This is a genomic window from Roseibium aggregatum, from assembly GCF_017309185.1.
Lineage (GTDB): Bacteria > Pseudomonadota > Alphaproteobacteria > Rhizobiales > Stappiaceae > Roseibium > Roseibium aggregatum_B.
Genome location: NZ_JAEKJZ010000001.1, coordinates 2,437,808 through 2,460,087 on the forward strand (window position 1 = coordinate 2,437,808; position 22,280 = coordinate 2,460,087).

The 22,280-nt window shown below is 58.1% G+C and carries 18 protein-coding genes and 4 tRNA genes; 6 read left to right on the forward strand and 16 right to left on the reverse strand.

Features of this window, described 5'->3' with window-relative positions; translation table 11 throughout:
- Positions 1 to 8: 8 nt before the first annotated feature.
- The 7 genes from JF539_RS10590 to JF539_RS10620 all read right to left on the reverse strand — a co-directional run bounded on the left by JF539_RS10590 (position 9) and on the right by JF539_RS10620 (position 3,988).
- Positions 9 to 1,193 carry an NADH-quinone oxidoreductase subunit D gene (locus JF539_RS10590; protein WP_207140344.1) on the reverse strand — a complete coding sequence of 395 codons (1,185 nt, stop codon included), beginning with the start codon at positions 1,191 to 1,193 and terminating at the stop codon, positions 9 to 11.
- The gene (locus JF539_RS10595) at positions 1,186 to 1,626 is read right to left on the reverse strand and encodes a GFA family protein (RefSeq protein ID WP_207140346.1); all 441 of its coding nucleotides are present in this window, start codon (positions 1,624 to 1,626) and stop codon (positions 1,186 to 1,188) included. Before JF539_RS10595 ends, JF539_RS10590 begins: the two co-directional genes overlap by 8 nt.
- A gap of 12 nt (positions 1,627 to 1,638) precedes the next feature.
- Positions 1,639 to 2,244: an NADH-quinone oxidoreductase subunit C gene (locus JF539_RS10600; RefSeq protein ID WP_207140348.1), complete on the reverse strand. Its 606-nt coding sequence runs from the start codon at positions 2,242 to 2,244 to the stop codon at positions 1,639 to 1,641.
- A gap of 89 nt (positions 2,245 to 2,333) precedes the next feature.
- Complete coding sequence (locus JF539_RS10605; protein ID WP_207140350.1) at positions 2,334 to 2,912, reverse strand: NuoB/complex I 20 kDa subunit family protein; 579 nt, start codon at positions 2,910 to 2,912, stop codon at positions 2,334 to 2,336.
- Positions 2,903 to 3,268, reverse strand: coding sequence for an NADH-quinone oxidoreductase subunit A (locus JF539_RS10610; RefSeq protein WP_207140352.1), 366 nt, complete (start codon positions 3,266 to 3,268; stop codon positions 2,903 to 2,905). The genes JF539_RS10605 and JF539_RS10610 overlap by 10 nt, the downstream gene beginning before the upstream one ends.
- Positions 3,269 to 3,778: 510 nt before the next feature.
- Positions 3,779 to 3,855 (reverse strand) — tRNA-Asp (locus JF539_RS10615).
- Between the two features lie 56 nt (positions 3,856 to 3,911).
- Positions 3,912 to 3,988 (reverse strand) — tRNA-Asp (locus JF539_RS10620).
- A gap of 458 nt (positions 3,989 to 4,446) precedes the next feature.
- Between JF539_RS10620 and JF539_RS10625 the strand changes: the two genes are divergently transcribed.
- Positions 4,447 to 5,811: a nucleobase:cation symporter-2 family protein gene (locus JF539_RS10625; RefSeq protein WP_207140354.1), complete on the forward strand. Its 1,365-nt coding sequence runs from the start codon at positions 4,447 to 4,449 to the stop codon at positions 5,809 to 5,811.
- 258 nt (positions 5,812 to 6,069) lie between these two features.
- Here the strand turns inward: JF539_RS10625 and JF539_RS10630 are convergent.
- The 6 genes from JF539_RS10630 to tig form a co-directional block, all read right to left on the reverse strand.
- Positions 6,070 to 6,145 (reverse strand) — tRNA-Val (locus tag JF539_RS10630).
- Positions 6,146 to 6,377: 232 nt separating this feature from the next.
- Entirely contained in the window at positions 6,378 to 6,653 is a 276-nt protein-coding gene (locus JF539_RS10635) for an HU family DNA-binding protein (protein ID WP_207140356.1), read from the reverse strand.
- Positions 6,654 to 6,840: 187 nt separating this feature from the next.
- On the reverse strand, positions 6,841 to 9,270 hold the full coding sequence (gene lon, locus JF539_RS10640; RefSeq protein WP_207140358.1) for an endopeptidase La: 2,430 nt from the start codon (positions 9,268 to 9,270) through the stop codon (positions 6,841 to 6,843).
- A gap of 329 nt (positions 9,271 to 9,599) precedes the next feature.
- Positions 9,600 to 10,865: an ATP-dependent Clp protease ATP-binding subunit ClpX gene (gene clpX, locus JF539_RS10645; RefSeq protein ID WP_207140360.1), complete on the reverse strand. Its 1,266-nt coding sequence runs from the start codon at positions 10,863 to 10,865 to the stop codon at positions 9,600 to 9,602.
- A 238-nt stretch (positions 10,866 to 11,103) separates the two neighbouring features.
- Positions 11,104 to 11,739, reverse strand: a complete 636-nt coding sequence (locus tag JF539_RS10650; RefSeq protein WP_207140362.1) for an ATP-dependent Clp protease proteolytic subunit — start codon at positions 11,737 to 11,739, stop codon at positions 11,104 to 11,106.
- Between the two features lie 202 nt (positions 11,740 to 11,941).
- On the reverse strand, positions 11,942 to 13,291 hold the full coding sequence (tig, locus tag JF539_RS10655) for a trigger factor (protein ID WP_207140364.1): 1,350 nt from the start codon (positions 13,289 to 13,291) through the stop codon (positions 11,942 to 11,944).
- A 1,077-nt stretch (positions 13,292 to 14,368) separates the two neighbouring features.
- Here tig and JF539_RS10660 point away from each other — a divergent pair.
- Together JF539_RS10660 and JF539_RS10665 are read left to right on the forward strand one after the other, a co-directional pair.
- Positions 14,369 to 15,715: a formylglycine-generating enzyme family protein gene (locus JF539_RS10660; RefSeq protein ID WP_207140367.1), complete on the forward strand. Its 1,347-nt coding sequence runs from the start codon at positions 14,369 to 14,371 to the stop codon at positions 15,713 to 15,715.
- A 319-nt stretch (positions 15,716 to 16,034) separates the two neighbouring features.
- The gene (locus JF539_RS10665; RefSeq protein ID WP_207140368.1) at positions 16,035 to 17,162 is read left to right on the forward strand and encodes a transporter substrate-binding domain-containing protein; all 1,128 of its coding nucleotides are present in this window, start codon (positions 16,035 to 16,037) and stop codon (positions 17,160 to 17,162) included.
- Positions 17,163 to 17,286: 124 nt separating this feature from the next.
- On the opposite strand, the gene JF539_RS10670 is transcribed toward JF539_RS10665, so the two are convergent.
- Positions 17,287 to 17,371, reverse strand: a tRNA-Leu gene (locus tag JF539_RS10670).
- An 87-nt stretch (positions 17,372 to 17,458) separates the two neighbouring features.
- Positions 17,459 to 18,994: an NAD(P)H-hydrate dehydratase gene (locus tag JF539_RS10675; RefSeq protein ID WP_207140369.1), complete on the reverse strand. Its 1,536-nt coding sequence runs from the start codon at positions 18,992 to 18,994 to the stop codon at positions 17,459 to 17,461.
- 366 nt (positions 18,995 to 19,360) lie between these two features.
- Between JF539_RS10675 and JF539_RS10680 the strand changes: the two genes are divergently transcribed.
- Together JF539_RS10680 and glnA are read left to right on the forward strand one after the other, a co-directional pair.
- Complete coding sequence (locus JF539_RS10680; RefSeq protein ID WP_207140370.1) at positions 19,361 to 19,699, forward strand: P-II family nitrogen regulator; 339 nt, start codon at positions 19,361 to 19,363, stop codon at positions 19,697 to 19,699.
- 127 nt (positions 19,700 to 19,826) lie between these two features.
- On the forward strand, positions 19,827 to 21,236 hold the full coding sequence (gene glnA, locus JF539_RS10685) for a type I glutamate--ammonia ligase (RefSeq protein WP_209017089.1): 1,410 nt from the start codon (positions 19,827 to 19,829) through the stop codon (positions 21,234 to 21,236).
- Between the two features lie 236 nt (positions 21,237 to 21,472).
- On the opposite strand, the gene JF539_RS10690 is transcribed toward glnA, so the two are convergent.
- The gene (locus JF539_RS10690) at positions 21,473 to 21,745 is read right to left on the reverse strand and encodes a tyrosyl-tRNA synthetase (protein WP_207140371.1); all 273 of its coding nucleotides are present in this window, start codon (positions 21,743 to 21,745) and stop codon (positions 21,473 to 21,475) included.
- Between the two features lie 293 nt (positions 21,746 to 22,038).
- Here JF539_RS10690 and JF539_RS10695 point away from each other — a divergent pair, with 293 nt between their 5' ends.
- Positions 22,039 to 22,257 (forward strand): hypothetical protein, encoded by a 219-nt coding sequence (locus JF539_RS10695; protein ID WP_207140372.1) that lies wholly within the window; start codon positions 22,039 to 22,041, stop codon positions 22,255 to 22,257.
- The last annotated feature ends 23 nt before the right edge of the window (positions 22,258 to 22,280 follow it).

Sequence of the window (22,280 nt, forward strand, 5' to 3'; positions counted from 1 at the left end):
GAACCGCATCAGCGGTCGACCTCGCCGAACACGATGTCCATGGAACCCAGCACCGCCGAAACGTCGGCGAGCAAATGGCCCTTGCACAGGAAATCCATGGCCTGAAGGTGGGCATATCCCGGTGCCTTGATCTTGCAACGGTACGGCTTGTTGGTACCGTCTGAAACAAGATAGACGCCGAACTCGCCCTTTGGCGCCTCGACGGCGGCGTAAACCTCGCCGGCCGGCACGTGATATCCTTCTGTGTAAAGCTTGAAGTGATGGATCAACGCTTCCATCGACTGCTTCATCTGGCCCCTCTTCGGCGGCACGATCTTGCCGTCGGTGGAGGAAACCGGACCGGTTTCGACCGTCAGCTTTTCCAGGCACTGCTTCATCAGCCGGACCGACTGGCGCATCTCTTCCATGCGGATCAGATAGCGGTCGTAGCAGTCGCCGTTCTTGCCGACCGGAATGTCGAAATCGAGTTCCGAATAGCATTCGTAGGGCTGTGACTTGCGCAGATCCCAGGCAGCCCCCGAGCCCCGCACCATCACCCCGGAGAATCCCCAGGCCCAGGCATCGTCCAGATCGACGACGCCGATATCGACGTTGCGTTGCTTGAAGATCCGGTTGTCGGTCAAAAGACCCTCGATATCGTCGAGTGTTTGAAGGAACGGATCGCAGAAGTCCCAGATATCGTCCAGGAGCGCGCGCGGCAGGTCCTGGTGAACGCCACCCGGACGGACGTAGGCCGCATGCATGCGGGCACCGCAAGCGCGCTCATAGAAGACCATGAGCTCTTCGCGCGGCTCGAAGCCCCAAAGCGGCGGCGTCAGGGCGCCGACATCCATCGCCTGCGTCGTCACGTTCAGAAGATGCGACAACAGACGACCGATCTCGGAAAACAACACACGGACAAGCTGGCCGCGTTTCGGCACCTCGATGTCCAGCAGGCGTTCCACCGCGAGCGCGAAAGCATGCTCCTGGTTCATCGGCGCCACGTAGTCGAGACGATCGAAATAGGGGACGGCCTGAAGGTAGGTTTTCTGCTCGATCAGCTTTTCGGTGCCACGGTGCAGAAGACCGATATGCGGATCGACGCGGGTCACCACTTCGCCGTCGAGCTCCAGCACAAGACGCAGCACGCCATGGGCCGCCGGATGCTGCGGGCCGAAGTTGATGTTGAAGTTACGAACCTGAGCCTCAGCCATGTTGAGGGTCCTGCTGTTGTGCGAATAACGCAAAGACTTCCGGGCCGGTCATTTTGCGGGTGTCATTCGCAAAGGCGTAATTGGCCGGCTGTTCGTCGACGAAGATTTCCGTCGTGAATTTGAAGGCTGACGGGTCGTCAAAGGCCTGGGCGGCGACACTGGTGTGCGAGCCGTCGGCCATGCGCCACATCAGATTGGAACCGCATTTGGCGCAAAACACGCGTTCGCCGTAATCGGAGGACTTGTAGACACCCAGAGTGTCCTCTCCCTTGACCTCGATGCTGTCCATCGTACCGCAGCTGACCGCCATGAAGGCGCCACCGGACCAGTGGCGGCACATGCTGCAATGGCACACGGCCATCTCGCCGTTTTCAGGACGGGCAGAGAAACGGACCGAACCGCAAAGACATCCGCCGGACAACCGATCGCTCATTCTCGTCCCGCCTCAGTTCGTCGTTGCTTTTTCATCGCCCGGCAGCACGTAATCCGTGCCCTCCCAGGGCGAAAGAAAATCGAACGACCGCATTTCCTGGTTCAGCCTTACCGGCTCGTAGACGACGCGCTTCTTCTCGTCGTCGTAGCGCACCTCCACGAAGCCCGTCACCGGGAAATCCTTGCGCAACGGGTGGCCGTCGAACCCGTAGTCGGTCAGGATCCGCCGCAGGTCCGGATGACCGGAAAACAGGATCCCGTACATGTCATAGGCCTCGCGCTCGAACCACTCCGCTCCCGGAAAGAGCGGCGTCAGTGAAGCAACAGGAGTGGATTCGTCGGTGGAGACCTTTACCCGTATACGCTGGTTCTGCACGGGCGACAGGAAATGGTAGACGACATCGAACCTCTTTTCTCGGCTCGGATAGTCTACGCCGCAGATGTCCGTCAAGTTGACAAACTTGCACGAGCTGTTGTCGCGCAGGAAACGGACAACGTCGAGTATGTCGGTCGCGACAACGGTCAGCGTCAGCTCTCCATACTCGGCTTTCCAGGACACAAGCGACTCTGCCAGGCCAAGCTCGATATGCTCGGCAAGTTCCTTCAAAGTCTCGTCCATCGTGTTCTACCTCACTCCACAGGAGCCCGTTCAAGCGGTGCCGGTCGCACCCGTATGTTCTAGATCCGTCGAAGAACCCGGCAAGTGCGCTACCGTTCGATCGTTCCCGTCCGGCGGATCTTCTTCTGCAGCATCAGCACGCCGTAAAGAAGCGCCTCTGCGGTCGGCGGGCAGCCAGGTACGTAGATATCGACCGGCACGACCCGGTCGCAGCCGCGCACCACCGAATAGGAATAGTGATAATAGCCACCGCCATTTGCGCAGGAGCCCATGGAAATCACGTAACGCGGTTCCGGCATCTGGTCGTAAACCTTGCGCAGAGCCGGAGCCATCTTATTGGTCAGCGTTCCGGCGACGATCATCACGTCGGACTGGCGCGGCGATGCCCGCGGTGCGAAACCGAACCGCTCCGCGTCGTAACGCGGCATCGACATCTGCATCATCTCAACGGCGCAACACGCAAGACCGAACGTCATCCACATCAGGGATCCGGTCCGTGCCCATTGGATCAGATTGTCCGTGGAGGTGACGAGAAAGCCCTTGTCGGCAAGCTCATTGTTGACTTCCAGGAAGAACGCGTCGTCCGCGCCGACAGGGTTGCCTGTGTTCGGGTCGATGACGCCTTTCGGCTGCGGTGCGACGAGCGGCTCGGGTGTGGTCAATCCCATTCCAGCGCTCCCTTCTTCCATTCGTAGATAAAGCCAACTGTCAGGACGCCGAGGAATACCATCATGGACCAGAACCCGTACCAGCCCAGATCGCCAAACACCGTTGCCCACGGAAACAGGAAAGCGACCTCGAGGTCGAAGATGATGAACAGAATCGAAACCAGGTAGAAGCGTACGTCGAACTTCATGCGCGCGTCGTCAAACGCGTTGAAGCCGCACTCGTAGGCGGAAAGCTTTTCCGGATCCGGGTTCTTGTAGGCCAGCAGGAAGGGGGAAATCAAAAGAGCAAGACCGATCACCAGCGCAATGCCGATGAACACGACGATCGGGATATATTCCCGCAACAATTCTTCCATGTCTTTCGCGTCCTTGCATATGGAGGTGGGCCGGGTACGGCCCTTGCCAGGGCTTGCGGTCCCTGATGCCTAATGAAACCCCCAGGTCGCGCGCAGCCCGTTGGCTGACTGAAACCAACATGCGAGCGCACGCTTAACTTACGACTTGGTGCAACGCAAGACCCTGTCCAGGTCAAACTCTTGCGACACCTGCCGCGATTTGCCTCTCCTCCCCCGGCAAACCCTTTTGTTCCGGCCATTTTGCACCACAGCAAAAACTTTGAATCTGCTTCAGCCGATTTTGCCGCAGCCTACCGGTATTCACCGGAAGCCGAGATTCGAAAAAGACCTCACATACGTTCAAAAGTCCAGTTAAATGAACAAGCTGCGGCAAGGCTTCGCATTCCGTTCGGGAACACAAAGGTAGCCCGCACGTGCGGCCACCTGAAGCATACACGCCCTGGAGCTTACGCTATCTTCGATTTAGGATGAGTAAATCAGGGTAAGTACCTGATGCAGAAAGACCGTGAGTGGCGCGAGTGACGGGGCTCGAACCCGCGACCTCCGGCGTGACAGGCCGGCACTCTAACCAACTGAGCTACACCCGCACATTCACGGTATTTGCGCCCTTCCCGAAAACAGGTTGTACCTATTTAATGGGAAGTGGCGCGAGTGACGGGGCTCGAACCCGCGACCTCCGGCGTGACAGGCCGGCACTCTAACCAACTGAGCTACACCCGCTTCGTCCGGCAACGCTCTGTCGCCGTGAAGTGGCGCTGATGTACGGCGGCTGGGTGGGGAAGTCAAGCGCCCTCTTGCAGGAAATATGTCGTTTTTGCGAAAGCCTTGGATTTCCGGCACTCCCCGCCATTTGCCGGAATCCTCCGTGTGGAAAACAAGGCGCAGATTTCACAAAACAAACGGATTCGCCGCGTGTCGAAAAATCCGAAAACGCTCCGTTTGACGGCACACGCCGTTCTTCGGCACGCTCAACCCTCAACTGCAACCGCTTTCAGCCCCGTCTGCATGAACGGGGCCGTATCGCCCCGGGAATATCAATGAACCCGGGCTTTGCTTGTTCTCTATACGCTGAAGGAAATGCGGCGAAAACGTGATTGCAAATTACAACCACAGCAGTTCTACTGATGGCTTGGCCGTTTGGAGGAGGCGGTCAACAAACCAAAACCAAGGGGACCAGAATGACAGATACGACCGAACAGGAAAGACCGCATCTCATTTATCGTTTGACCGACACTCCTCCCCCGGCCCCCGCATTTCTGGCGGCCTTTCAACATATACTGGCCAGTATCGTCGGCATCGTAACACCGACGCTTGTCATCGGCGGAGCGCTCGGCCTCGGCGAACACGTCCCTTATCTCATTGCGATGGCCATGTTTGTCTCCGGGGTCGCAACCTTCATCCAATGCCGGCGGATCGGTCCGGTCGGCTCCGGTCTTTTGAGCCTTCAAGGAACGAGTTTCGCGTTTCTTGGCGTGATCCTGGCCGCAGGTTTCGGGGTCAAGGCGCAAGGGGGCACGCCTGAAGACATGCTGGCAATGATTTTCGGCCTTTGCCTGGTCGGCTGCCTGGTCGAGGTGATCCTGAGCCAGTTCATCGACAAGATGGACCGCATCATCACGCCGACCGTTACCGGCATCGTTATCACGGTGATCGGCCTCAGCCTCGTGAAGGTCGGCTTCACCGACTTCGCCGGAGGATTCGGCGCCGGGGATGAGTTCGGCTCACCGGCGAATCTCGGCCTTGGCCTCCTTGTGGTTGTCGTCATCGTCTTCTTCAGCTTTCAGAAAAACCCGATGCTGCGCATTTCAGCCATCATGCTGGGCCTGATAGCCGGCCTGATCGTGGCGACGGCTTTTGGCAAGGTGAACTTCTCCGGCCTGGGATCGCAACCGCTGTTCGCGCTTCCCATGCCGTTCAAATACGGTTTCTCGTTCGATCTGACCCTGTTTGTTCCAATCGCCTTCGTCTATTTGATCACGGCGATTGAAACCACAGGAGACCTGACCGCCAACTCGGTCATTTCAGGAGAACCGGTTTCGGGACCAACCTATCTCAAACGCATCAAGGGCGGGGTTCTGGCCGACGGCGTCAACTCGGGCATCGCGGCCATTTTCAACACCTTCCCGAACACCACTTTCAGCCAGAACAACGGCGTGATCCAGATGACCGGAGTGGCCAGCCGCCACGTTGGCTACTACATTGCCGGCATCCTCGTGATCCTCGGATTCTTTCCGATCATCGGAGGGGTCTTCATCCTTCTGCCGAAGTCGGTTCTGGGAGGCGCCACACTGGTTCTGTTCGGCTCGATCGCCGTGGCGGGTATCCGTATTCTGGCCTCCCAGGAAATCGACCATCGCAAGATCTACATCATGGCGATTTCCTTCGGTCTCGGTCTCGGAGTAACCCTCGTGCCGGACGCGATCAAACAATTGCCGGACATTATCCAGAAGGTCTTCGCAACGCCCATCACCTTGAGCGGCGTGAGCGCCATCCTCCTGTCCCTGGTCATTCCGGAAAAATCCGGAGCCACGATCAAGGACTAAGGCAACGGAAAGCAAACGGCGGGACGTTCCCGCCGTTTACTGCTTATGCACGAACTCTGTCAGGGCGGTGCTTTCGTGCCCTGTTCTTTCTTGCCATTTCTATTGCGGATATCAGCCTAACGGCAACCTTGACGCATGCAGGGCTTGCACAAGTCAGAAACCAGCCGCAAAAGGTGCACGACCCGTTGAATTTCTCAGAGACGCCGCTCTGGAAAGTCTCCAGAAACTCAAAGGTTCGGACCGGTTTTCAAGGAGGAATGGTGGGCGATGAGAGACTCGAACTCCCGACATCTTCGGTGTAAACGAAGCGCTCTACCAACTGAGCTAATCGCCCTCAACGAGGTGACCCGCCTTTTAGGTGGTCCCCTGACGCTTGGCAAGAGTTAAATGGAAGAAATTCAGATCCCGAACCGGGCCTGTGGACGGTCGCGTGGCCACCGGGGTCGCAGGAGCCAGGAACTCTGTCGTCGCAGGCGCCTTGCCGCTCACTCGTTGGACCTGGGGCCAGAAAAAACCCCGCCCCCGGCGAACCGGGCACGGGGTTTCAGAAAGACGTTCGTGAACGCTTAGGAGTTCACGGCATCCTTCAGGCCTTTGCCGGCCTTGAATTTCGGCGTCTTAGAAGCCGGAATCTGGATCGTGTCGCCGGTCCGCGGGTTACGGCCTTCAGTTGCCGCACGCTCGGAAACCGTGAAGTTACCGAAACCGATGATGCGAACCTCATCGCCGCCTTTCAGCGTTTCCGTGACTGCGTCGAAAGTTGCGTCAACTGCTTCGCCCGCCTGCGCCTTGGTCAGGCCGGTCTTTTCTGCGACAGCTGCGATCAGATCGTTCTTGTTCATAGCAGATACCTTTCTAAGAAACGGCAGATTGCCGACGATTCCTGTCAGCGCCGTTGCGCGAAATTCGTGTGATTTGACTCGAAACGCAAGTGGTTTTTTCGCAGAAAACCGCCATTTTTAACGGTTTTTCAAAAGAAAAGCCCCGGTTGACCCGGGGCTTGACGTTTTTTGCGGTGCGAAGAGGGCCTCAGTGAGCGAAAAGACCCGCTGTATCTTCGTCCTTGTCACCCGCTCCGGCTGTAGCTTCCGCAGCGGGTTCAGTCCATTCGATGGGCTCCGGCAAACGAGTCAGAGCATGTTTCAGAACCTCGTCCATGCCGGAAACCGGAATGATCTCGAGCGCGTTTTTCACCGAATCGGGAATATCCGCCAGGTCCTTCGCGTTGTCTTCCGGGATCATCACCAGCTTGATACCGCCCCTCAGGGCCGCAAGCAGTTTTTCTTTCAGACCGCCGATCGGCAGCACCCGGCCCCGCAGTGTAATCTCCCCGGTCATGGCCACATCTCGGCGCACCGGTATCCCGGTAAGTGTCGAGATGACAGCCGTCGCCATGGCGATGCCGGCCGACGGACCATCCTTCGGTGTCGCACCTTCCGGCACGTGCACGTGAATGTCCCTCTTGTCGAAGAGCGGCGGTTCGATACCGAAATCGACGGAACGCGAACGCACATAGGAAGCGGCTGCAGAGATCGACTCCTTCATGACGTCCTTGAGGTTACCGGTCACGGTCATCTTGCCCTTGCCAGGCATCATGACGCCTTCGATGGTCAGCAACTCGCCGCCCACTTCCGTCCACGCCAGCCCGGTGACAACACCGACCTGATCCTCAAGTTCCGCTTCGCCGTAGCGATAGCGGGGAACGCCGAGATACTCCTCGACCACTTCCGGAGTGACCGTGATGCTCTCCTTCTCGCTCATGAGGATGTCCTTGACCGCCTTACGGGCAAGGGTCGCCATTTCGCGTTCAAGGTTCCGCACCCCCGCCTCGCGGGTATAGCGGCGGACGATGAAATGCAGCGCGTCGTCCTCGATCGTGAACTCGCCCTCGCGCAGACCGTGGTCCTTTTCCGCCTTGGGAATGAGGTGGCGGCGGCAGATTTCCACCTTCTCCTCTTCCGTGTAGCCGGCAATGCGGATCACTTCCATTCGGTCCATCAAGGGACCCGGAATGTTGAGCGTGTTGGCCGTGGTCACGAACATCACATCGGAAAGGTCGTATTCGACCTCAAGATAATGGTCCATGAAGGCGGAGTTCTGTTCCGGATCCAGCACCTCAAGCAGCGCCGAAGACGGATCGCCCCGGAAATCCATGCCCATCTTGTCGATCTCGTCGAGCAGGAACAGCGGGTTGGACTTTTTCGCCTTTTTCATCGACTGGATGACCTTGCCCGGCATAGAGCCGATATAGGTCCGCCGGTGACCGCGGATCTCCGCTTCGTCGCGCACACCGCCAAGAGACATGCGCACGAATTCGCGCCCCGTCGCCTTCGCGATCGACTTGCCAAGCGAGGTCTTGCCGACCCCGGGAGGGCCGACCAGACAAAGGATCGGTCCGCGCAGCTTGTTCGCCCGGCTCTGAACGGCCAGGTATTCGACGATCCGCTCCTTGACCTTGTCGAGACCGTAGTGGTCGGTATCGAGAACCTTCTCGGCGAAGGCGAGGTCGTGCTTGACCTTCGACTTCTTGCTCCACGGGATACCGATCAGCCAGTCCAGATAGTTGCGCACGACCGTGGCTTCCGCCGACATCGGGCTCATCTGCTTGAGCTTCTTGATCTCCGCCGCAGCGCGCTCGCGCGCCTCTTTGGACAGCTTGGTCTTCTTGATCTTGTCTTCGAGTTCCGCGATCTCGTCGCGACCGTCCTCACTGTCACCAAGTTCCTTCTGAATGGCCTTCATCTGCTCGTTCAGATAGTACTCGCGCTGGGTCTTCTCCATCTGCCGCTTGACGCGCGAACGGATACGCTTCTCGACCTGCAGGACGGAAATTTCGCTTTCCATCATGCCGAGAACGCGTTCGAGACGCTCGGCGACGGAAACGACACCCAGGATTTCCTGCTTCTCCGGAATCTTGATCGCCAGATGCGAGGCAATCGTGTCGGCGAGTTTGGAATAGTCGTCGATCTGGTTGACCGCGCCGAGGACTTCTGGAGAAACCTTCTTGTTCAGCTTCACATAGTTCTCGAACTCGGACACGACCGACCGGGCAAGCGCCTCGACCTCGATGTTCTCGCCGTCGCGCTCAGGAAGCACGGTCGCAGAGGCCTCGAAATAGTCGTCACGGCCGGTGTATTCGCCGATTTGAGCGCGCGCGCCTCCTTCCACAAGGACCTTCACGGTGTTGTCCGGAAGCTTCAGGAGCTGGAGCACGGTTGCAAGCGTCCCGACGCTGTAGATCTGATCCGGATTCGGATCGTCGTCGGCCGCATTCACCTGGGTCGCCAGGAGAATGTGCTTGTCGGTGGTCATCACCTCTTCCAGCGCCTTGATGGACTTCTCGCGGCCGACAAAAAGCGGCACGATCATGTGCGGAAAAACGACAATATCGCGCAAGGGAAGAACGGGATAGACAGCGGTGCTGTCCGGATCTGCGGCGCGGATTTCTGTGTCGCTCATTTTTTATCCTTTCTCAGCGTGTTCCGGCCCTACTCGAAAAAAGCAACCGGAACACTGGAAAACGGCTTTGAGGTTTGGCGCCCCTCAGGCCAGATCGAGGCCCCCCGGTTGGGCGGACCTCAATTCGCACGAGCCGTTCGTTAGAGCTATTAGGTGGACACCGGACACCCCGGTGTCAAGGCAATGCCGCACTCTTGCAGCCTGTTGCCTGTTGACGAACCCAAGCAATGGTGGAAAACGGCAAACAGCCGGTATCGACTGGTCCGAAAAGAAAATGCCGCCCACGAGAGCGGCATTCATCCTTGTCTCGAAGCGCCGAAACGCAACCGTCACGCGCTGGTGGCGGACGTCTCTTCGCGGTCTTCATAGATGTAGAGCGGACGCGCCTCGCCTTTGACGACTTCCGGCGAGATCACCACTTCCTTGACACCCTTCAAACCGGGCAGTTCGTACATGGTGTCGAGCAGAATGGCTTCCAGAATGGACCGCAGTCCGCGTGCGCCGGTCTTGCGTTCGATGGCCTTGCGGGCAATCGCCTTGAGAGCCTCGTCATGGAAGGAAAGCTCGACCTGCTCCATCTCGAACAGTCGCTGGTACTGTTTGACAAGAGCGTTTTTCGGCTCCGTCAAAATGGTAACAAGCGCGTCCTCGTCCAGATCCTCAAGCGTCGCGATCACCGGAAGGCGGCCGACGAACTCCGGAATGAGACCGAACTTCAGCAGGTCTTCGGGCTCCAGCTCCGCGAAAAGCTCTCCGATCCGGCGGTCTTCCGGAGCATGAACCTTGGCCTGGAAGCCGATGGAAGTCTGAGTGCCGCGATCGGAAATGATCTTGTCGAGACCGGCAAACGCACCACCGCAGATGAACAGGATGTTGGTCGTGTCCACCTGAAGGAATTCCTGCTGCGGATGCTTGCGCCCGCCCTGCGGCGGCACCGAAGCGACCGTGCCTTCCATGATCTTCAGCAGAGCCTGCTGCACGCCCTCACCGGACACATCGCGTGTGATCGACGGATTGTCCGCCTTGCGGCTGATCTTGTCGACCTCGTCGATGTAGACGATGCCGCGCTGCGCGCGCTCGACGTTGTAGTCGGCGGACTGAAGCAGTTTGAGGATGATGTTTTCAACGTCCTCCCCGACGTAACCGGCTTCGGTCAGCGTCGTGGCATCCGCCATGGTGAAGGGCACGTCCAGAATGCGGGCCAGGGTTTGCGCCAGAAGCGTTTTGCCGCAACCGGTCGGACCGACCAGGAGTATGTTGGATTTCGCCAGTTCCACATCGTTGTTCTTCGATGCGTGATTGAGGCGCTTGTAATGGTTATGAACGGCAACCGACAGAACCTTCTTCGCGCTGCCCTGGCCGATGACATAGTCATCCAGAACGTCGCGAATTTCCTGAGGGGTCGGTATTCCGTCCCGAGACTTCACCAGCGAGGACTTGTTCTCCTCGCGGATGATATCCATGCACAGCTCGACACATTCATCGCAAATGAAAACAGTCGGGCCGGCGATCAGCTTACGAACCTCGTGCTGGCTCTTGCCGCAGAAGGAACAGTAGAGCGTATTCTTGGAATCGCTGCCGCTGGCCTTTGTCATGTAGTCAACCTCGCGTTTATGGGGCCTTCCCCCTTATCAGACCGGTTGCGGCCCTTGCGGGCCCGATCCGGTTGTGAAGTGACGCCGGCGAAGCACCGCTTCAATCCGGAGATGTCACCATGCTTCGCCATTAAAAATCAATATAGGTTTAAGGCGAAGATGAAAACACCGCAACAATTGGGGTTTCTGCGGACCTGGGGACGAAAATTCATTCTATCCTTAAGACCGGGTGTTCCGCCTATTCCTCGTTCTCGCCGCCGAGAGTGGCCCGATCCGTGATCACATTGTCGACGATACCGAATTCCTTGGCCTTTTCAGCGGTCATGAAGTTATCGCGCTCCAGCGCGTCCTCGACCTGATCGAGGCTTCGGCCCGTATGCTTCACATAGATTTCATTCAGCCGGCGCTTCATTGCCAGAATTTCCTGTGCATGAAGCATGATATCGGCGGCCTGACCGCGGAAGCCGCCGGACGGCTGGTGCACCATGACCCGCGCGTTCGGCAAAATGAAGCGCATGTCCTTCTCGCCGGCAGCCAGCAGCAGGGATCCCATCGAGGCAGCCTGGCCGATGCAGAGCGTCGATACCGCCGGCCGGATGAACTGCATCGTATCGTAGATCGCCAGACCCGAGGTCACGAGACCGCCCGGGGAATTGATATAGATTGCGATCTCTTTGCTCGGGTTCTCCGCTTCCAGATAGAGAAGCTGCGCGCTGACCAGCGTTGCCATGTGATCCTCGACCGGTCCGGTCAGGAAGATGATGCGCTCCTTGAGCAGGCGCGAGAAGATATCGAAGGCCCGCTCGCCCCGGTTCGTCTGTTCGACAACCATCGGCACGAGAGTGTTCATGTAAATATCGACAGGATCCTTCATACCTCATCCATAAGCTTGAGATGATGCCCGGAGCCAGGCCGGGCAGGAAACAGGCCCTTGAAGCGCATCGATCAGGGGCCTGACTCGAAAAAAGCGACATCCCGTATATATGAGATGTCGCCCGCTACGCAAAGTCATGACTGATACGGCATGAAGGCAAAGTTAAGACCCATGCCGTATCTGTTGATTTCCTGGACAGCGCTTATGCGTCGTCCTCATCTTCTTCCACAAGCTTCTCAAGCTCTTCCTTGGTTACCGTTTTGTCGGTCACCTTGGCCAGTTCCAGCATGAAATCGACGACCTTTTCCTCGTAGATCGGCGCACGCAGGGAAGCGAGCGCCTGCTGGTTGCTTTTGTAGAACTCAAACACCTGCTGTTCCTGACCCGGGAACTGGCGGACGCGGTCGTAAAGCGCGCGCTGAAGCTCCTCTTCGGTCACCTGGATGTCGTTTTTCTCGCCGATTTCAGACAGAACCAGGCCAAGGCGAACGCGGCGTTCAGCGATCTTGCGGTAATCCGCCTTCGCCTCTTCTTCCGTCGTTTCCTCGTCCTCGAAGGTCTTTTCGTTGCGCTTCATGTCCTCTTCGACCTGCTGCCAGACGATCTTGAACTCCGATTCAAGCAGCTTTTCCGGCAGATCGAAGGAGTAATGTTCGTCAAGCTTGTCGAGAAGCTGGCGCTTGACCCGCTGCCGGGTCATCTGGCCGAACTGGCCTTCGATCTGACCGCGAACGATTTCCTTCAGCTTGTCGAGAGACTCCAAACCGAGACCCTTGGCGAATTCATCGTCGATCGTAGCTTCGCCCGGAGCCGCAACTTCCTTGACGACCACATCGAAGGTTGCCGGTTTTCCAGCCAGATGTTCAGCCGGATAGTCTTCCGGGAAGGAAAGCTCGACGACCTTCTCGTCGCCGGCCTTGACGCCGATCAACTGCTCTTCGAAGCCCGGAATGAACTGGCCGGAACCAAGAACGAGCATGCCGTTCTCGTCGGCACCGCCCTCGAAAGGCTCACCGTCGATCTTGCCGAGATAGGACATGGTCACGCGGTCGCCGTCCGCGGCGGACCCTTCCTTGGGCTCGAACGGAGTATTGTTCTTGGCGATCTGCGCGACCTGTTCGTCGACTTCCGATTCGGCGATCTCGACAACCGGGCGCTCGATTTCGATGCCCGCGAAATCGACGATCTCGAAGTCCGGGAGGACGTCGTAGGTCATTTTGAACGACAGGTCGGCGTCGCCCGCCAGGATCTTTTCCGCGTCTTCTTCCGGCAGATCGATTTCCGGCGTCAGAGCCGGGCGCTCGGAGCGCTCCTCAACGGCCTTCTGCGTGGTTTCCTGGATCGTGTTGGACAGGATCTCGGCCATGGCCTGGCGACCATACATCTTTTTCAGGTGCGCGACCGGAACCTTGCCCGGACGGAAGCCCTTGATGTTCGCCTTGGATTTCATGTCGGCCATGTAGTTATCGAGCTTGGCGGCAAGGTCGCCGGCCGGAATGTCGATTTTCAGCTCTCGCTTGAGGCCCTCGGAAAGGGTTTCTGTTACCTGCATGGGTTTTGTCGTCCTCGATCCAAAGCGTCGTTCCGCCCCGGAGGTTTTGTTTTTAAAAATCCCGTAAGCCGCATCGCCTGCACTCCCCTTTTTCCAGGAGCGTTCAGAAAAGCGTTGCATCGCCCCGAGCGATACCCGGGACGCACGATGAAAGCGCGATACTGCTTGGGCCGATACGAGTCAAGGGCAGAGAAGGAATAGCCTGGGAAATTGACGCGCTTCTTTCGAGTGATTGCGCCCCCGATCCCTCATTCAATGCGGGCCGCGGGCACAAACGGTTCGCCGAACCGAATGCAAGACCGGCGGTGGGTGCCCTACCACCTCCGTACAGCCTGCTGACAGGACCACAGGAAACACATAATCAGACTTGCCCGTGGCACATGTTTTTTTCCAGCGCTAAACAACAGACCGGAAGGGACGCATGGCCGTGCGGTAGAACGCGCCGGAACAGAGAGCTGTGAGGGACTGATTTGGGCCACGAGCAGAAATTTTGCGCGCAAACTGCCGCTTCATTTGTCCTCAAACCCAGCAAACGAAACGGGTCTGTAGCGCTTTCAAGACAACCTAGCGCTTACGTAAGCGGAAAATATTTTTCGATCATCAAATTAAATCAAAACATGGTAAACGCGCATTCCCGACACAACCTCTCGCCAACACACGGATCCTTCCGTTGAACAACCAAACGAAGGATCGGGAGGACACGCCTCTTGGCTGCGACAACGCGTTCACAGGCAGTTAGCGCAATTTTTTCAGCATGTTAAACGCTCTGAGTTCACTGCGCGCAAGAAAGAATTTTCTCTAAGGCAGCGAGTCAATGATATCGATGGCCTGTCGCAGAAGCCGAACGCTCCCCGCAATCATTTCGCGCAGAAACATACTAAAAATTGTCCTCTTTAACGACGACTACCTGAGCAATACTAACCCTCTAATGGCCAAAATTGACTCCCCCCGTCTAAAGCCTTAGAGACACGCCAAACGTGAAGGCAACGTGAAGCAAGTATGCCGTTTCAACCTAAGGGAACTTGCTGAGAAACGTTACAGTATTGTCGGCATGTGAATAGCGATGGTGTTTGTAAAATGAGTATTCCATCCGCAACGGATTACATTAACCGGGACGGTTCAGATTTCCCGCCACGTGAGTCAGCCCCTGGAACGCCAAAGGATGCCAATAGCTGGCTTCAACGGGAGGCCAACGATCTCCCTGTATCCGCAAGCGAAGAAACGGGCTCCCCCGCCAAAACCTGGGACAAGGCTCGAAAGCCCGCGATCAAGTGGCACAACGACGACGACGAAATCCAGACGATACCCGAGGTGTTCAGGCGACAGGATGCGCCGGATGCCGGGGAAGAAAGCGCGACCCGCGCGGTTTCGTTCAGGTGGATCGCTGTCTTTACTGCGCTTCTCGTAACAACGGCTCTTGGCGGCGTCCTCTATTTCTCCGGTTTCGGCGGTTATTTTCAGGAGTCAGGCGAAGGCTCGGAGACGAGCGCTGCCGCGACCGCTAGCCGAACCACGCAAAACCTGGCCGAGACAAACCGCGAGGAAATCAACAAGGCACGCGAAGCGCTGAAGGCGGCGATGGTCGGGCGAGGACCGTCTCCTAAAGCGGTCGAACCCGCCGAAACGACTGCACAAGCGGTAAAAACGCAAGCCGGCGAAAATTCGGATGTCGCCCCCACAAAGACCGTAACCGCGGCCTCACCCCAGTTGCCCCGGAACACCGCGAACGCGGGACAGAATCCCGACGCTGCGAAAGCCACGGCACCTTTCCCGGACATGGTCTCGATACCCGCCGGCACGTATCAGGTTCCGCTCATGCGGGCAGACAACGTGCTGGATCCGGAGCGAATGGTTACAATCGGCGCATTCGCGATCGGCCGGCACGAAGTCTCCCGCGCGGATTGGCTTCAATGCGTCGCCGCCGGTGCTTGCCCTGGCGAAGGCTTCGATGAAGGCTATTTCGCAGCTGCGAACACCGACCTTCCCATCACCTCGATCACCTACGATCAGACGATGGCATATATCGAATGGCTCAACAGCCAACGTCCGAAAGACACCCCGGCCTACCGTCTGCCTTCCGATGCGGAATGGGTGGTCGCCGCGCGCGGCGCATCCGAGGAAACCCGGAATTTCGCCTGGGGAGATCGGTTTGACCCCGCATACGTTAGGAAAACGGGCGAACTCGTCCCTGTATCCGAGGCAGAGACCATAAATGGCCTGACGGGCATTGTCGGAAACGCGGAAGAACGAACTTCTGACTGCTGGACGGCTGAGATGGATACAAATGGCTGCTATCGCGGGCTTGGCGTCGTGCGTGGCGCGCCGCTTGGGGAAGCGAACCAGGACACGGTTTCGATGAACTTCCGGTTGGGCAAGGCCCTGGAAGCCCCCTACTCCTCGATCGGGTTTCGCCTGGCTCGTTAGACTGCAGCCCCTCATTCACAACCAGATACGAGTACTTCTCTGGATTGAAACAAATTCGGACGGCCGCAACCTTCTGACCGGCGCCCGGCTGTCCTGAAGAAAAAGCGCGTCACCTGTACGCGCAGGAACATGCAGAATGAGAGACTGGGCGCACCCTGAGACGTCGCGTCGGGGTCCCCCAAGAATGGGTCGACAATTACTTGGAACATCATGTCTTTACCGCGACGCCAAAGGTTTAACAGGCAGCAGAGATACGCAAAAAAGAAATTATACCCCCATAGTCGAAATACAAAACATCCAAGAACGGAGTCACTGTGCAATGAAATGTTTCTATTCGCTGAGCATGGTTACAGGCCTCTCCCTGTTGGGCCTAGTGACCGGCACAACGGTTAACGCGGCCACCTGCACCGATCAGGTTCAGGAATATACGGTTGCTCCCGGCGACACCCTGTCCGTCATAACGCAAAAGGTTTTTGGTGGAGACGCCGACTGGCATCTGATCTACGAGTATCCCGGCAACCATGCGGTGATCGGCAGAGATCCGAACGTTTTGACAGTTGGCGAAGTCCTCAAAATCCCGCCGTGCCCGGGTAGCGTCACGGCGCTTCCAAGCGTCGAATGGGAAAGCAGCGCGCCCGTCAAGAATGTCACGGCGGAAAACCTGCCCACAACCCAACCCTTCGATGCTCTCCAACCAAGCACCATTTACATCGTTACGGGCGACGACAAACCTCCTTACGTCGATTCCGACTGGCCGCAGGGCGGCTTGGTGACACTGATCGTTCGCGCCGCTTTCGAGGCTGCCGGTCTTGGCGACAAGATCCGTATCCACCACGTGAGCGACTGGAAAGCGCAACTTGAAGAACTGCTTCCCGACAACCGATATCAGTTGAGCTTCGGCTGGAGCATGCCGGACATGAATTTCTGGAAAGACTGTTCCCGCCTGCGCGAGCTTTACCAGATCTACTGCAAGTTCGAAAAGTCAGACCCGATCGTAACCGTGTCGCTCGGCTTCTTCCATGAAGTCGGCCGGTCGGACCTGAAGGACAAAACCTTCGAAGACATGGCTTCGATGCGCCTGTGCCGTCCGGAAGGCTGGTCGACTTTCGAAATGCTCGAACACGGCATTGAGCTGAACAATCTGGTTCGGGCCGAACGCGTCGAGGACTGTTTCGACAAGCTGCTGGCCGGGGAAGTCGACTATGTCATCATGAACCGCTTCACCGGTGTCGCCACCGCTCACGCGATGGGCATACGCGACAATGTCAGGATGGCGAGCTTCACGGTCCCGGAAAGGATCTACCTCCTGACTTACAAAGACAACCCGATGCACACGATGACCTATGTTGAAAAGTTCAACGAAGGCCTCAAGAAGATTATCGACAACGGAACTTATTCCCAGATCACGTCGCACTATAACAACGAGTTTCAAAACCGGGTTCGCTGACGGCAGTCAGCAAAAACAAGTCTTAAACGAACGAGGGGTGAAAGCCTCTCGCAAAACCAAGAGCGCCGCGCCTGACAGCGCGGCGTCATCCGCCGGTGGCCTTACAGAAAACAATTTGAAGAATTGGTGCGGATGGAGGGACTTGAACCCCCACGCCTTGCGGCACCAGAACCTAAATCTGGCGTGTCTACCAATTTCACCACATCCGCGCCGCCCGAGGTCAAAAGCCCCGGCGTTGAAGCGGGGCTTCTATACCACCGTCATTTTTTCCGTCAAAGGAAAAAGCGGCTCGCCACTCAAGCCTCGCCAGCCTTGTCCACAAGCCCCTGGATTGCGATTTTCAGGGCGGCATCCAGGTCTTCGGATGTAAGGCCTGCACCGGCCTCCCTCCCCGCTTCCCCATGAAGCCAGACCGCCTGACAAGCCGCCTCGAACCCCGGAACGCCCTGCGCGAGAAGACCCGTCACGACACCGGCAAGCACATCGCCAGAGCCCGCCGTGGCCAGCCAGGGTGGCGCATTCGAATTGACAGCCGCCCGCCCGTCCGGCGCAGCGACCACGGTATCGGCCCCTTTCACGACGACGCACGCGCCGGAAAGCTTCGCAGCCGCACCGGCTCTGGTGAGTTTGTCGCCCAAAAGGGTGGGAAACAGCCTGGCAAATTCTCCTTCATGCGGCGTCAGAACCACAGGTTCGGACATCGCCCTGATCCACTCGAACAGCATGTCCGGGTCGTCGCCGAAACTGGTCAGCGCATCCGCGTCGAGAACCGTCGCCCGCCCGGCCTGAAGAATGGCCTTCACCGCCTCCCTGGCTCCCTGCCCAACCCCGTATCCGGGCCCAATCAGCACCGCGTTGAGGCGCCGGTCGGCAAGAAGATCGGGAATCGCTGCCGTGTCCCTCACCTTCTGCAGCATGACTGCGGTCAAATGGCAGGCATTGACCATCATGGCATCCGGCGGCGCCGCCAGTGTCACCAACCCGGCCCCGGCCCTCAAAGCCGCCCCGGCCCCCAGACGCGCCGCGCCCGTCGCCGCCATCGGACCGCCGAAAACCACTGCATGGCCACGGCTGTACTTGTGCCCGTCCACCTCCGGCCGCGGCCAGTGATTCAGCCACAAACCGGGCATATTTTCGAATGTGGCGGCAGAGATCCTGGAAAGGACCTCGTCGGGGATGCCGATATCGGCAACCGTGATGCCACCGCACAGGCCTCTGCCAGGCATGAGAAGATGACCCGGCTTCTTGCGAAAGAACGTCACGGTGCGCCGGGCCATGACCGCGCCACCCAGGACCTGACCGCTCGCCCCGTTGAGACCGGAGGGAAGGTCAACCGCCAGCACCGGTGCGGGACTGGCGTTCACGGCGCTGACGAGCTGAAGAGCTACGCCTTCCAATGGCCGGTCGAGCCCCGCGCCGAACAGCGCGTCGACGATCAGGTCCGCGGTTGCCAGGGCCCTGGACAGACCGGTCGAGATCCCGCTCCCGTCTGCCACGGGATTGTGCGCCAGTCCCATCCGGGTAAAAGCCTCTGCGGCGTCGCCTTTAAGCTCCCCCGGATCCCTCAGGATGAATACCTCCACCAGATGGCCGGCCTCCCTGAGGCAGCGTGCCGCGATGAAGCCGTCGCCACCATTGTTGCCGGGACCGCACAGGACCGCAATTCGCGCCCTTGCCGAAATCATCGACACCGCCGCCCGGGTAACCGCTTGCCCTGCTTTTTCCATCAGCTCGATCCCGGGCACGCCGCCTTCGATGGTCAGCCGGTCCGACTCGCCCATTTCTTTCGGCGAAAGCAGGACTGCCTCGGAAAAAAGCCGGTTTTCGCGCATGCCAGATAAGCCTCCATTGGTCCCGGTTCCGCACACTGCCGATAAGCGGTATGATTGTCGAGCCCAAGCATCACAGGCCGAAACGCCTCATTTTGCCCAAATAGTGATCTAGGTGCATATTTTTTAATCAGACACATGACCTTCCGGCCCGCTTCACCCAGAGGTCCCGGGAGGGGGTTGCCCTTTTTGACGGCGGAATTCTCCACTCCGCAAAAAAATACAATTCCTGTTCCGGACTGGCACATATCATGCTTTAAGAGGCTGCAACGGCCTTGACCCGGCGTGTCCGGGCTGCTTGTTCTGAGCCGACCGAAAAAAGGCCCGCCGTTTAGGTCCGGCCTGTTATGTGGAGAGAGACACAAGGTGATGAAAAAGATCGAAGCGATCATCAAACCCTTTAAACTGGACGAGGTCAAAGAAGCTCTGCAGGAGGTCGGCCTCCAAGGCATCACCGTGACCGAGGCCAAGGGTTTCGGCCGCCAGAAGGGTCACACGGAACTCTACCGTGGCGCCGAATATGTCGTGGACTTTCTTCCCAAGGTAAAGGTCGAGATCGTACTCGGAGACGAAATGGTCGATAAGGCCGTTGAAGCGATCCGCTCCGCTGCGCAAACCGGTCGCATTGGCGACGGCAAGATATTTGTATCCAATATCGAGGAAGCTGTAAGAATCCGGACCGGCGAATCCGGCATCGACGCTATCTGACCCACCTATTCCGGCTTCTGCCGGTACTTCCGATTTCCGGTCCTTTTTCACGGAGCCAATCTTAAAAGTCTCAACCGGACCGGAACACCTCCAACCGTTCACACGAAAAACTAAAGGGATGGACATTATGACCACTGCCGCTGAAGTCCTGAAGGAAATTCAGGAAAAGGACGTGAAATTCGTCGACCTGCGCTTTACCGACCCCAAGGGTAAAATGCAGCACGTCACCATGGATGTCGCACTTGTTGACGAAGACATGTTCGCTGAAGGCGTCGCCTTCGACGGCTCGTCCATCGCCGGCTGGAAAGCCATCAACGAGTCCGACATGATGCTGATCCTGGATCCGGAATCCGCTCACATGGACCCGTTCTTCGCACAGTCCACCATGGCGATCTTCTGCGACATCATCGACCCGATCACCGGTGAAGGCTACAACCGCGACCCGCGCATGACCGCGAAGAAAGCGGAAGCCTACGTCAAGTCCGGCGGCTTCGGCGACACGATCTTCGTTGGTCCGGAAGCCGAATTCTTCATGTTCGACGACGTCCGCTTCAACGCCGACCCGTACAACACCGGCTTCATCCTGGACAGCGCCGAACTGCCGTCCAATATGGGTTCCGAGTACGAAACCGGTAACCTTGGCCACCGTCCGCGCACCAAGGGCGGCTACTTCCCGGTTCCGCCGGTCGACAGCGCTCAGGACATCCGCTCCGAAATGCTGTCCGTGATGGGCGAAATGGGCGTACCGACCGAAAAGCACCACCACGAAGTGGCGGCTGCCCAGCACGAACTCGGCATGAAATTCGACAAGCTGACGGTCTGCGCCGACCACATGCAGGTTTACAAGTATGTCGTTCACCAGGTTGCGCACGCCTACGGCAAAACATCGACCTTCATGCCGAAGCCGGTCTTCGGCGACAACGGCACCGGCATGCACTGCCACCTGTCCATCTGGAACGAAGGCGAGCCGGTCTTCGCCGGCAATCAGTATGCCGACCTTTCCGAGACCTGCCTGTACTTCATCGGCGGTATCCTGAAGCACGCCAAGGCGCTCAACGCCTTCACCAACCCGTCCACCAACTCCTACAAGCGTCTGGTGCCGGGTTACGAGGCTCCGGTTCTCCTGGCCTACTCTTCGCGTAACCGCTCGGCATCCTGCCGTATTCCGTTCACCGCTTCCCCGAAAGCCAAGCGCGTTGAAGTCCGCTTCCCGGATCCGTCCGCGAACCCGTACCTCTGCTTCTCCGCTCTGCTGATGGCCGGCCTCGACGGCATCAAGAACAAGCTGCACCCGGGCGACGCGATGGACAAGAACCTCTACGATCTTCCGCCGGAAGAACTCGCAGAGATCCCGACCGTTTGCGGCTCTCTCCGCGAAGCTCTGGAATCGGTCGACGCAGACCGCGAATTCCTGAAAGCCGGTGGCGTGTTCGACGACGACCAGATCGACGCCTACATCGAACTGAAGATGGAAGAAGTCGAGCGTTTCGAAATGACCCCGCACCCGGTCGAATTCGACATGTACTACTCCGTCTAAGAGGTTACTCTTTCGGACATGGAAAACCCCGGTCGAAAGGCCGGGGTTTTTTGTTTTCCCGTAGAAGAGATATCAGGCCCGACAAACAGGCTTGGGGACGGGACGGCAATCCCGGCTGCGAACACCCAAGAAAGTCGTCAGGAATTTCTCACCAGCCACAAACGAAAAAGCCTCCCGAAGGAGGCCATTCGCATGTTCAGGCCCAGGCTGAAATCCGCCCGGGTGTCGGTCGCGGCTCAGTAGCAAACCTGACGATAGCCGACAACGACGTAACGGCCGTAGTAAGGGCTCCAGCGGCGAACCGGCTGGTTGCGGCAGCGGACCGGAGCGTAATACGGACCACGCTGTGCCTGGGAGGCGATGATGGCACCGGCGGCAAGACCGATTATGGCGCCGGCTGCGACTGCACCGCCACGGTTTTTGGCGTGGGCTTCATTCGGGGTGATGGTAACGGCTGCGGTGGCCACTGTGGCGACGGCAACAGCTGCGATGGCAAATTTACGAAACATGTCTAGGCTCCTTCAACTCGTTGTCAGCGACGTCCCCTGCGCTGATGAGCCAAACATAGCCGTGCTCGGATTTTCCATCTGTGACAGCAATCACGCTAGGTCACTTTGCTGTGGTTTTCCGCGAAATGCTGCTAAAGTTGCCGAAGGCAGGTCAGTCAATCCTGAATTCCGTTGCGCAGGCCATAGCTCCAGATCGATGTCTGTCTCGCCGAACGCGCTGAACACACATTGGCCTGGCGACGCTCTGAAGGAGCGAATGTCAGGACCACCGAACAATAGACAGGGGAGTTTCCATGTGGGCGATGTTGGCGGTCTCGATTCAGATGCTTTCAGGTCCGAACGTCTGGGTCGTGACGAATGAAGGTACATTCGAAAGCGCTCAAGCCTGCGAAGCCGCGCTGAGCGAAGCGGTTCCGCGCACACTTTCAGAGGACCTGCGCCTGGCCTGGGAGGCCGGGGAACTGAAATATGTCTGCCTGAAGGTTCGCGGCACGGAACCCGCACCGAATTGAGACCGGCCAGTCAACTCCGATTT